This is a genomic window from Actinomadura meridiana (assembly GCF_039537545.1).
GTDB classification, from domain to species: domain Bacteria; phylum Actinomycetota; class Actinomycetes; order Streptosporangiales; family Streptosporangiaceae; genus Spirillospora; species Spirillospora meridiana.
This window is the reverse complement of sequence record NZ_BAABAS010000028.1, coordinates 58,307-68,801: the sequence shown is the minus strand read 5'-3', so window position 1 is coordinate 68,801 and position 10,495 is coordinate 58,307. Positions and strand designations below refer to the sequence as shown.

At 70.3% G+C, this 10,495-nt stretch carries 13 protein-coding genes; 4 read left to right on the top strand and 9 right to left on the bottom strand.

The window, feature by feature from the left end; genetic code table 11:
- Positions 1 to 16 precede the first annotated feature (16 nt).
- Positions 17 to 1,246, top strand: coding sequence for an HNH endonuclease signature motif containing protein (locus ABD808_RS34835; RefSeq protein ID WP_344906501.1), 1,230 nt, complete (start codon positions 17 to 19; stop codon positions 1,244 to 1,246).
- 247 nt (positions 1,247 to 1,493) lie between these two features.
- Here ABD808_RS34835 and ABD808_RS34830 read toward each other — a convergent pair whose 3' ends face one another.
- Both ABD808_RS34830 and ABD808_RS34825 read right to left on the bottom strand, forming a co-directional pair.
- Entirely contained in the window at positions 1,494 to 1,703 is a 210-nt protein-coding gene (locus tag ABD808_RS34830) for a DUF397 domain-containing protein (protein WP_425549014.1), read from the bottom strand.
- Positions 1,700 to 2,536 carry a helix-turn-helix domain-containing protein gene (locus ABD808_RS34825; protein WP_344906498.1) on the bottom strand — a complete coding sequence of 279 codons (837 nt, stop codon included), beginning with the start codon at positions 2,534 to 2,536 and terminating at the stop codon, positions 1,700 to 1,702. Before ABD808_RS34825 ends, ABD808_RS34830 begins: the two co-directional genes overlap by 4 nt.
- Positions 2,537 to 2,775: 239 nt before the next feature.
- Here ABD808_RS34825 and ABD808_RS34820 point away from each other — a divergent pair, with 239 nt between their 5' ends.
- Positions 2,776 to 2,904, top strand: a complete 129-nt coding sequence (locus tag ABD808_RS34820; RefSeq protein ID WP_344906495.1) for a hypothetical protein — start codon at positions 2,776 to 2,778, stop codon at positions 2,902 to 2,904.
- 65 nt (positions 2,905 to 2,969) lie between these two features.
- Entirely contained in the window at positions 2,970 to 3,308 is a 339-nt protein-coding gene (locus ABD808_RS34815) for a hypothetical protein (RefSeq protein WP_344906492.1), read from the top strand.
- On the opposite strand, the gene ABD808_RS34810 is transcribed toward ABD808_RS34815, so the two are convergent.
- The 3 genes from ABD808_RS34810 to ABD808_RS34800 all read right to left on the bottom strand — a co-directional run bounded on the left by ABD808_RS34810 (position 3,286) and on the right by ABD808_RS34800 (position 5,627).
- Entirely contained in the window at positions 3,286 to 3,801 is a 516-nt protein-coding gene (locus ABD808_RS34810; protein ID WP_344906489.1) for a YbhB/YbcL family Raf kinase inhibitor-like protein, read from the bottom strand. The two genes, ABD808_RS34815 and ABD808_RS34810, sit on opposite strands and share 23 nt — an antisense overlap.
- A gap of 73 nt (positions 3,802 to 3,874) precedes the next feature.
- On the bottom strand, positions 3,875 to 4,669 hold the full coding sequence (locus ABD808_RS34805; RefSeq protein ID WP_344906486.1) for an ABC transporter ATP-binding protein: 795 nt from the start codon (positions 4,667 to 4,669) through the stop codon (positions 3,875 to 3,877).
- Positions 4,662 to 5,627 carry an ABC transporter permease gene (locus ABD808_RS34800; RefSeq protein ID WP_344906483.1) on the bottom strand — a complete coding sequence of 322 codons (966 nt, stop codon included), beginning with the start codon at positions 5,625 to 5,627 and terminating at the stop codon, positions 4,662 to 4,664. Before ABD808_RS34800 ends, ABD808_RS34805 begins: the two co-directional genes overlap by 8 nt.
- 179 nt (positions 5,628 to 5,806) lie before the next feature.
- On the opposite strand from ABD808_RS34800, the gene ABD808_RS34795 reads away from it, so the two are divergent.
- Positions 5,807 to 7,348, top strand: a complete 1,542-nt coding sequence (locus ABD808_RS34795; protein ID WP_344906480.1) for a bifunctional phosphatase PAP2/diacylglycerol kinase family protein — start codon at positions 5,807 to 5,809, stop codon at positions 7,346 to 7,348.
- A gap of 62 nt (positions 7,349 to 7,410) precedes the next feature.
- Here the strand turns inward: ABD808_RS34795 and ABD808_RS34790 are convergent, their stop codons facing one another.
- From ABD808_RS34790 to ABD808_RS34775, 4 genes are read right to left on the bottom strand one after another with little or no spacing between them, the layout of a single operon-like run.
- Entirely contained in the window at positions 7,411 to 8,256 is an 846-nt protein-coding gene (locus ABD808_RS34790; RefSeq protein WP_344906478.1) for a hypothetical protein, read from the bottom strand.
- Positions 8,253 to 9,398, bottom strand: a complete 1,146-nt coding sequence (locus tag ABD808_RS34785; RefSeq protein WP_344906476.1) for a glycosyltransferase family 4 protein — start codon at positions 9,396 to 9,398, stop codon at positions 8,253 to 8,255. The genes ABD808_RS34790 and ABD808_RS34785 overlap by 4 nt, the downstream gene beginning before the upstream one ends.
- Positions 9,398 to 9,751: a hypothetical protein gene (locus tag ABD808_RS34780; protein ID WP_344906473.1), complete on the bottom strand. Its 354-nt coding sequence runs from the start codon at positions 9,749 to 9,751 to the stop codon at positions 9,398 to 9,400. Before ABD808_RS34780 ends, ABD808_RS34785 begins: the two co-directional genes overlap by 1 nt.
- Positions 9,748 to 10,476, bottom strand: coding sequence for a hypothetical protein (locus ABD808_RS34775; protein ID WP_344906470.1), 729 nt, complete (start codon positions 10,474 to 10,476; stop codon positions 9,748 to 9,750). The genes ABD808_RS34780 and ABD808_RS34775 overlap by 4 nt, the downstream gene beginning before the upstream one ends.
- Between the last annotated feature and the right edge of the window lie 19 nt (positions 10,477 to 10,495).

The following is a 10,495-nucleotide window of genomic DNA, read 5'->3' as shown; positions in this document are numbered from 1 at the left end:
TTGGTATTCTTTGGCTATGGGTTCGGTTGAGGTTGATCTCGGAGCGGCGTCCACCAGGGAATTGGTGAACGCCATTGCCGTGATCGCCCGCGAACTGGCCGGACGGGACGCACCCGATTCACCAACCGCCTGCATGGAACTCGCAGAGACTTTGGCAATGGCCTCTGATCGGCAGGAAAGCGCACTGGCCGAACTGATCGGCCGGGCGGACGCCTCCGGTGAAATGCGCCGTTGGGGGCTGCCGTCCACTCAAGCGTGGCTGCGGTCGCGGCTGGGCATGCGCGAGTCCCGGGCCAAGGAGCGGATCGCCCTGGCCCGGCAGCGGCACCGGCTGCCCCGAGTCGCCGAACTCCTGGCAACGGGCGAACTGAGCTACGGCTATGCGTCGACTGTGGCCGATGCCGTCACCCGGCTGGACGACGAGGATTGCGCAGCCGCTGAGAAAGTGCTGCTCGACATGGTCGACCAGGGGTTCTCGGCAGGGAAGGTCGCCTCGTTCGGCCGCCGCATCCGCGACGTGATCGCCGAGCGTGACGGCACCGAGAGCGTTGATGAGGACTGCCAGCGCGGACACGAGCGGTCCTGGGTCACCTCCACACGCTCATTGGACGGCGGCCGCTATGTGAAGGGCTGGCTGAACGCCGAGGACGCCGCCGTCTGGGACGGCACTCTGGGCCCGCTGGCCAAGCCCGCCGGAACCGATGACCGTCGTGACCTGTCCGAGCGCACTGCCGCCGCCCTGACGGGTGTGCTGGCAGGCGGGCACCGCGCCACCAAGGTCACCGTCATCTGCGACCTGGACACCCTCACCGGCGGCACCGCCCCGGCCCGTCTCACCGACGGCACGCCGATCTCCGCGGAGCAGGCCCGCCGCATCGCCCTCAACGCGGGAGTCTCACCGCTCCTTCTGGGGCGCGGACACGTGCCGCTCTATCTCGGGCACCGCACCCGGTTCGCCACACCCGGTCAACGGCAGGTCCTCGAAACCCTCTACCCGACATGCGCGGTACGGGGATGCGAGGTCCCCGGCGCCCTGTGCGAAGTCGACCATGTCGACGGTTGGGCAATCGGCGGCCCCACCGACATCGACCAGCTCGCCCTCTGCTGCGGATGGCACAACCGCTTCAAACACACCAACGCCGAACAGGTGCGTATCATCCGCGACGCCACCGGACGATACGTCTACCGCGTCCTCCCGCCACCGGACGCCAACGCCCCACCCACCGAACTCGCCCAAGCCGCCTAACCGGCCCCCGCTCTCCAGGGCTGGGTGGTCGGCGGCGTTGCCTGATCCGCCCGCAGAGGCCCCGCCCCCGGCGGCCAGCCAGATCCGACGCCGCACCGATGTGGCCGGGACTTCCCGTACGGGCCGCCATCACACCTGAAGTGACAAGCTCGAATGCCTCCCGGCCACAACGAACTGGCCGGACGGACCATACAACGTCGCAAGCCCTCGGCCTGCGGTAGGTCGAGGGCTTGTTGGTGCGGGGGGTTCAGGCCGGGTCGTGGTGGCCGTTCTTGACCTGGCGGGTGAGTGTGCGCCAGCCAGCGGTGCTGAGGGTCAGTTTGGGGCCGTCCGGGTCCTTGGAATCCCGGACGGCGATCACCGTCGCGAGGTCGGCGACCTCGACGCAGTTACCGCCTTGGGCGGTGCTGCGGCTGCTCTTGCGCCAGCGCGCGGCCGACAGCTCCAGGGGGGTCACGTGTACTCCTTAATGATCTTCCGGATCATCGCGAGAGACTCTTCGGTGCGGAGGGCCTCTCCCATCACGAGATCGAAGCGTACTCGGTACTCGGCCACGGTGGCCCCGTCCTCGATCACATGACTGATTTCGGGCGCCTCCTGGTAGGCGACGTCCACTCCGCCGGGGAGGGTCAGCACGGTGAATGAGCCGTCGAGTCCAGCGTAGGTAACCGAGGAGAACGGGAGCACGCGGACCTGTACGCGGAGATTCGTGGTCACGATCTCGACCAGCCGCTCGAGCTGCTCGCGCATGACCTCGGGGCCACCCACGGGCCTTCGAAGCGCGGCCTCGTCGATCACGAACCACATGCGCGGGTTCTTGGTGCGGGCGATGTGCTCTTGCCGTTCGATACGCGCGGCGATGTGTTCTTCGGCGTCGTCGGAGGTTTGCCTCGTAGCCCATATCGCCCGTGCGTAGGCGGGCGTTTGGAGCATGCCGGGCACTACCTGTGGGTCGAATTGGCGGATGGTGTCGGCCTCGGCTTCGAACTCCGTGTACCTGTCGAAGCCCGGTAGCACGGCGAGGTGCTTGCCCTCGCGCTTGATCTCGCGCCACATGGTCCAGAACAGTCGGGCCGGGCCGGTGTCGAAGTAGGTGTCGAGATCGTCGGCCGTCGCTTCGGACGGTGGCTTTTGCGCGGTCTCGAGCTTTTCGATCCATCCGGGTTTGCATCCGAGCGCGTCGGCGAGTTGGGGGCGCGACAGCCCGGCCGCTTCTCGGTGGGCGCGCAGGACCGCGCCGAAGTTCCTGATCAGCGGGTCGCGCGTGTAACCGCAGTCGTCCTGTGTCATGGGGAGTCTCCCTGCCGAAGTGGGATGACCTCTGGGGAGTAGCGAGGTCGTAGCTGAGCGTATCTCCATTGCGTGAATCTGGTCACACGATTTCGGCAGTCAGACCAATCATGGAGATTTCCACAATGGACACGCGACCGACACATCCCGACGATCAGGAACTTATGCGACTTCGCACGGAATTCACCGGGCATCGGATATTTCGGGCGGTTCGGTCGGACGGGCGGCTGGGTGAATGGGTGGCGACCCTGCACGACCCGGCGGCCGGAGTCGACTCGACCGTCATGTGCCCCACGCCGGAGTCTTTGCGCGCCGCGCTGGCAGAGGAGGCCGAGCGGGCCGAGCGCAAGCGGGCGTGGGTTCGGTGACGCGCGGTGGAAGCGCCCTGCGTCTCCACCGGCAAGGCAGACCCGACAGGAGCGAGGTGACCGGGATGAGTTTCGGCAAGGGACGACACGCGGCGACCCCGCGCGCCGTGCCGCCGCGCAACGATCGGCGCACGTATCTGTTCGAGCTGGACGCGGCCGTGCGGACGCACCCCGAACTGGCGGGCGGGTTGGTCGAGCGGCGCGGGGTGACCTGGGTGAGCGTGGCGGGTCACGGCGGCCCGCGGCGGACGGTCGAAATCGGGTGCGACTTCCGGGACGGCCAGTGGTGGTTCTGCTGGGCTGCGGACGGCCGTCCCATCCGGCCCGCTCGCGACGTCGCCCAGACCCTGGACGCCGTCGCGAGTGCGTTGGGAGGGTCGGTCAGGTCCCGTACTCGGGGATGATCGTGGCGCGGGCCAGGGTGTGGGCGGTGATGTTGAAGCCCACGGCGGCCGGGGGCGTGTCGGAGTCGATGCCGAGCGACTCCGCGTCCAGGGCGTGGACGGTGAAGACGTACCGGTGCGGGTCGCCGGGGGGTGGGGCGGCGCCACCGAACGCCTTCACGCCGTAGTCGTTGCGGGCCTGCACACCGACCTTGGAGTCGGCGGTGCCCGCGCTGGTGGGCAGTTCCGTCACGTCCGCCGGGATGTCGAACAGCGACCAGTGCCAGAAGCCGCTGCCGGTCGGCGCGTCCGGGTCGAAGCACGTCACCGCGAAGCTCTTCGTCCCGGCGGGGAAGCCCGACCAGCGCAGGTGCGGCGACTCGTTGCCGCCGCCGAGGCCGTCGAACACGTGCCGGTCGGGGAGACGCGCGCCGTCGGTGACGTCGTCGCTGGTCACGGTGAACGACGGGACCTCGGGCAGGAACTCGTGCGGAAGCGGCGGCCTACCGGCCATGGCGACCCTCCTTGATGGGAATCTGCGTGCGCACTCCATCTCTATCAGGAGGGCAACGCGCGGAAGCGCCCGGCTACTTGTCGATGGCCTCGTTGTAGGCGGCGATGACCTCGTCGGGGTCGCCGTCCATGTGCATGCGGCCCTTCTCGATCCAGATGACGCGGTCGCACATCTCCTTGACCGTGTCGAGCTGGTGCGCGACGAGGAAGACGGCGCCCGCGTCGGTGCGCAGCTCGTCGATGCGGGCCTTGCTCTTGCGCCGGAACCTGGCGTCGCCGGTGGCGAGGGCCTCGTCGATCAGCAGCACGTCGTGGGTCTTGGCCGCCGCGATGGCGAACCTGAGCCGGGCGCCCATGCCGGACGAGTACGTCCGCATCGGGTACTGGATGAAGTCGTCCTGCAAACCGGCGAAGTCGACGATCTGCCCGTACCTGGACCGCGTCTCGGCCGGGGACATGCCCATCGCGAGGCAGCCGAGGACGATGTTGCGTTCGCCGGTGAGGTCCTTCATCAGGGCCGCGTTCACGCCGAGCAGGGACGGCTGCCCGTCGGTGTAGACGCCGCCGCGGTGCGGCGGCAGCAGCCCGGCGATGGCCTTGAGCAGCGTCGACTTGCCGGACCCGTTGGTGCCGATGATCCCGACGGCCTCGCCCCGGTAGGCGACGAACGACAGGCCCTTGATCGCGTGGACCTCGGTCATCGACGGGCGGCGCTGGCGCCGGATCACGCGGGAGAACGCGGAGGCCGCGTTGCCCTTGCCGCCCGCTCCGTACACCCGGTAGACGATGTGCAGGTCGTCGACGACGACGATCGGCTCCCGGTGCGGGTCGACCTCGACCTTCTGCTGCCGGACCTTCGTGTCAGCCACGGCCGTATCGCTCCTCGGCTCGGTAGAAGTAGACGAACCCGCCGACGAGCATCACCACGGACCACACTCCGCCGTACAACCACAGCCGCGTCTCGTCGTTCTGGCCCAGCCTGGTGACGTAGCCGTGGTACTCGCCCAGAAGCACGTACCTGCTCAGCTCGACGTACACGTGCGCCGGGTTGAGCTGGAGGATGTCGCCGAGGATCGGGTACTCGGAGAACTTGCCCCGCTCCAGCAGCGTCGGCAGGCTGAAGATCACGCCGGACATGTACAGCCAGGTCCGCATCACGAACGGCAGGAGCTGGGAGATGTCGCGGTTGAACGCGCCGAGCCGGGCCATCACCATGCTGATGCCCACGTTGAACATGAGCTGGAGAGCCACGACGGGGATGAACAGCAGCATGTGGAAAGTGACGGGCTCCCCGAACGCGAACACGATCGCGAACAGCACGACGAGGGCCAGCAGGAGCTGCTGGAACTCGACGACCGCGATCGCGAGCGGCAGCGTGGCCCGCGGGAAGTGCAGCGCGCGGATCAGCGACAGGTTGTCGCCGACCGACTTGGCGCCCGAGGTGACCGACCGCTGCGTGAACCCGAAAAGGAAGACCCCGGTCACCAGGAACGGGATGAAGTCGGTGATGCCCCGGTTCACGCCCAGCAGCAACCCGAAGATCAGGTAGTAGACCCCGGCGTTCAGCAGCGGCGTCAGCAGCTGCCAGACCTGACCCAGCCGCGAGTCGCTGTACATCGAGATGTTCTTGGCGGACGCGAACGCCCAGATGAAGTTCCGTCGTGCCCACACGCTCTGGAGGTACTTGCGCAGCGGGGGGCGCGCGGCGCTCTGCCTCAGCCCGTGGCGGGCGGCGTAGTCGGCCAGCGTCTCGTTCACGTGAGGAGGCTCCGCGATCGTTCCGACCGACTCGCCACCCGGGGAACCGAGCCGTTCCGGGTGACTCATGTCGCGAAGCTTATTGCAGTCGGTGAGCCCGGCGTGACGTCCACCCGCATGTGACCCCCGATTTGAGATCTTTACGGCATCATGTCGTCGCCTCTGGGGATACCCGGGGCATGCGCGTCAATCGCTCACGGCGCATCGCCGTGCCGTCACGGTCCGTCATATGGCGTAGTCAGCGGCCGGTGTCGGAACCTCCCCACCCCCTCTCCCGTGGCGTTCTGCGCAGGCTCGGACGGGTGGACCGGTGGGCGTTCGACCGGGTGGCGGCGGCGCGGCTCCCCGGGCTGGAGTACGTCCTGCCGAGGCTGTCCAGGTCCGCCGACCACGGGGTGCTGTGGTTTTCGTCGGCGGGCGTGATGGGCCTGACGGGACGGGCCCGGCTGCGCCGCGCCGCGCTGCGCGGGTCCATCGCGATCGCGGTGGCCAGCCCCCTCGTGAACCTCCTCGGCAAGCAGGCGTTCCGCCGCAAACGGCCCGTCGTGGACCTCGTCCCGCCGATCCGGATCCGGTGGAAACTGCCGACGTCGCACGCCTTCCCGTCCGGACATTCGGCGTCGGCGGCGGCGTTCGCGACCGGTGTCGCGTTGGAGGCGCCGTCCCCGGTGGCGGTGCCGGTCGTCGGGGCGGCGGCGGCCGTCGCGTTCGCCCGCGTCTACACCGGCGCGCACTATCCGGGCGACGTCCTCGCGGGCCTCGGGATCGGCGCGCTGGCCGCGTTCGGGACGCGCCTGGTCTGGCCCGCGCGCCCCCCGGTGGCACGGCTGACCGACGCCGAGGACGCGCGCGACCTGGTCACGGGGGACGGCGAGGGCCTGGTGGCGGTCGTGAACCCGGAGGCGGGCGGTTCGGGCGGGGCGACCGCCGCGATCCTGCCGGGCCGTCCGGAACTGGCGATGGAGCTGCTGGAACGGGAGCTGCCCGCCGCGGAGATCGTCCGGTTCGGGCCGGACGACGACGTCGACAAGGTGTTCGGCGAGGCCGCGGAGCGGGCCAGGGTGCTCGCGGTGATCGGCGGGGACGGCACCGTGAACGCGGGCGCGCGTGCCGCGCTGGAACACGGCGTGCCGCTGCTCGTCGTGCCCACCGGCACGTTCGACCACTTCGCCCGCGCGCTCGGCGTGGAGTCGGCGGCGCAGGCGATCGCCGCGTACCGGGGCGGACGGCTCGGCCGCGTGGACGTCGCCTACGCGGCGCCCACCTCCGGAGAGGGCGCCGAGGAGGAGCGGCTCTTCCTCAACACGGCGAGCTTCGGCGCCTACACGGAGCTGGTCGACCTGCGGGAACGGCTGGAGCGGCGGCTTGGAAAGTGGCCCGCGCTCGCGGTCGCCTCCGTCCGGGCGCTGCGCCGCTCCGAGCCGGTCGAGGTGACCGTGGACGGCCGGAAGCGCCGCGTCTGGCTGGCGTTCGTCGGCAACTGCGTGTACGGCTCGCGCGGCGCCGCGCCCACCTGGCGTGACCGGCTCGACGACGGGCGCCTGGACATCCGGATGGTCGCGACGGGACGCCGGGTTCCGCGCGTCCGCGCCGTCGCCGCCGTGCTGGTCGGGCATCTGCACATAACGCCCGGCTATCGCGCGTGGAGGGCGTCCGACCTGGAGGTGGCCGCGCCGTCCGGTGGCCTGCGGTTCGCCCGGGACGGCGAGATGTCATCTCTGGCGGGCACGATCCGGTTCGGCAAGCATGGCCGCGCCCTCTCGGTGTTCGCTCCGGTCGACGCCGGGTAGACGACGGGCGCCTGCCGCTGGCGCCGTGTTCGGGGCTGGCTTCGTTGTCGTACAGGTGTTGTTCACGCAGAGTTCCGCGGACGACCACCGGGCCGGGGCATGCTCGGTCGCGAGATGATCCCCGCCAGGGGGTCTGGGCTCGGGCCTGTGGCCCGAGCGCGGGCGGCGCGTGTGAACTGGTCGTCGAGGCTACGTGGGAATGGCATGAGGCGGTGTATGTCCCGCCATGGCGCGAACTGCCGGACCGCGTTGAACCCGGCGGCGGTCACGATCCGTTCGACGTTCGGGCCCGGTGCGCAGGCCGGATAGGCATCCAGGTGTGCGGCCTCGGGTGGCAGACCGTCCGGCCGCCGGGGCGACACCAGCGTCATCGGCGGGTGGACGCCCTCGATGGACGCCATGTCCCGCGCGTAGGCGACGAGTTCGCGTGTCTCCGCGTCGGGCCCGCTGTGGACGATGAGCCACCCGTCCACGTCGATCGGCTCCGCCGGGGGATCGACCAGGACGAGCGGCGACAATTCGGCGGAGACATCCCGCAGATAAGAGTGGTGGGCCGGGGCAAGCGGTTCGAGGACGAACGTCCGGTCGAAGCGGAGCGGGTCGGCGGGGAGCAACGGCTTGTAGGCGTCCCATCGCAGCAGTCGCGCCAGGTGAGTGAGCCTCGCTCCGGACGGGACGCGCGCCAGTTCCCCCTTCAACCCGGCTGGAAAGGCGTCGACGAACACTTCGTCCGCGTCGATCCCCTCTAGGGAGGGCACGATTTTCCAGTCGCCCGTGACGCGCGGATCGTCCGCGAATGGCGAGGACGTCACGACGGTGACGGGCCCGTCCACGCGCAGGGTGTGCAGGACGGCGCGCAGCCGCGTCAGATGCCCCAGCCCGTCACCGGCCGCGTAGCAGACGATCACCGGACCGAGTCGAGGACGGTGAGGTACCCGGCGGTCTCGGCCGCCGGGGTGAAGTCGTCGCGGATGCGTTCGGCGGCGGACGCGCCGAGTCCGGCGAGGTCCTCCTCGCTCGCCCGCGCCGCCCGGTCGATCGCCGCGCGGCAGGCGTGCGCGTCGCCCGCCGGGAACGCGAAGCCGATCGTGTCGTCGGCGACGTCGGCGAGGCCGCCGCCGTCCGAGGCGAGCAGCGGCACGCCGAGCGCCGCCGCCTCCAGAGCCACGTTCGGCATTCCGTCGTAGAAGGACGGCAGCGCGACCAGGTCGCAGCTCGCGTACACGGCGGGCAGGTCGTAGCGCTCAAGGAACGGCATGAACGAATGCGGGATCGAACTGGCCCGCTCCGCCAGCCATTCCCGCACGGACTCCTCGACCTCGCCGACCAGCACCAGATGGAAGGCGTCGGCATGCCCGGACGCGGTGAGCGCGTCCAGGAAGAACCCGATGCCCTTCTTCACCTTGAGCTGCCCGATGATCCCGATCGTGCGGCGTCCCGGCCGGACGTTCGCGTCCCGCCACGCCGCGCCCCGCTCCCGCTCGGACGGCAGGATCCGCCACTGGTCGGTGTCGACGCTGTTGGCGACGAACGTCACCGCCGCGCCCGGGGCGAGCGCCGACACCAGCGGCGCGTGCGAGCGGGCGACGACGCACACGCGGGAAGAGGCGCGCAGCGCGTCCGCGAGCGCGCCGCGCCGCCGCAGCGAGAACGCGCCGACGTCGATGTCGTTGCCGCGCAGTAGCGTGACCAGCGGCGCGTCCAGCAGCGCGGCCAGGACGGGCGCCGCGAGCAGCGCGTACACCCCGCCGAACGCGACGACATGGGTGTGACCGGTGACGCCCTCGGCGGTGAGGGTCGTCCACAAGCGGCGCAACGCGTGTTCGGAGTCGTCGCCGAGCGGCGCGGTGACCAGCAGCCCGCCGTGCTCGCGCGTGACGCCCCAGGGCCGGTCGCGGCGCGTCAGATGCGCGACGTCGACGCGGACGCCCGCGCCGCGCAGGCCCCGGACGATCCGGTCGCACGACTGCGCCATGCCGCCCCGGCTCGGCGGATAGTGCTCGGTGATCCACAGGATGTGGGTGTCTGTGCGGAGGAGTGGGGTGGCCATCAGCTGTCCACGAAGCCGGTGTCGTCGTCCGGACCCCAGTCGCCGCCGTGCGAGTAGTCGTCGCCGGGGTTGAACGCGCCACGGTCGTACTCGTCGAACGACGAGTACCAGGACGTGTCGGCGTACGTCTGAGAACTGTCGTGGTAGTAACGGCGCCGGTATCCGCCTGTCCAGGACGGATGGTGCGGGTCCTGCGTGCCGTATCCCTGGGCGGCGGCGCATTCCGGGCAGATCCCGTTCGGTCCGGCATGGGCGGCGCACACCGGACGCGCGCACGCAGGGCACGACGCGGCGGCGGCCTGTCCGCAGCGTCCGAGCAGGAAGAACCCGGTGGTCACATGGCAGCGGGTCACGTGGCCCTCCTCGCGGCCGGGCCGGGCGGCGTCCACCGGAACGGCTCCGTCGACACGTGCAGAATCGTGCTGATCAGGGCATGGTTCGCCAGCGGGCCGGGGAACTTGCCGCTGGCGCGGATCACCGTCCGCCGACCCGGCTTGACCCGTACCCGGACCCAGCGCGGCGGCGGTGAGGCGGGCCGTCGGACGGCCGTGTCCTTCGCCAACCGCCGTGTGACCTGCACGATCTGCACCGTCTTCGCCTTGCTCTTGTACTTGGTCTTGCCGCGCGGGTTGCGCTTGCGGTACGCGCGATTCCTGATCCGGTCGGTGACGACGAGTTCGATGACGCTGCCGTCCCGCAGCTCCGCCCGCATCCGCAGCCACGAGTCGACCGTGTACCACTGCTTCATCGACATGATCGGCCGTTGGACCGGCATGTCGTACTTCGGGCCGTTCTTCTCCGGCGGCCGGCCGCCCCGCATGTCCGCCGCGACGGCCAGCATGCCGTCGGGCGGCATGTCGGCGGCGAGGATCCGCAGCATCGGCACGAGGACGCTCGGCACGCGCTCGGGCAGCCGCCATTTGCGCCGCCGCACCTCGACGCCGTGCCCCGCGAGGCTCTGGATCACCGGCTCCCAGTCGTCCCGCCGCAGCGAGACCGAAAAGCCCCTCTCCAGGGTCAGCGCCCTGTGGAGCGGGTGGAACCGCTCGATCGCGGCCTTCTGCTTACGCCAGAACATGACGAACCACCTTCGCCAC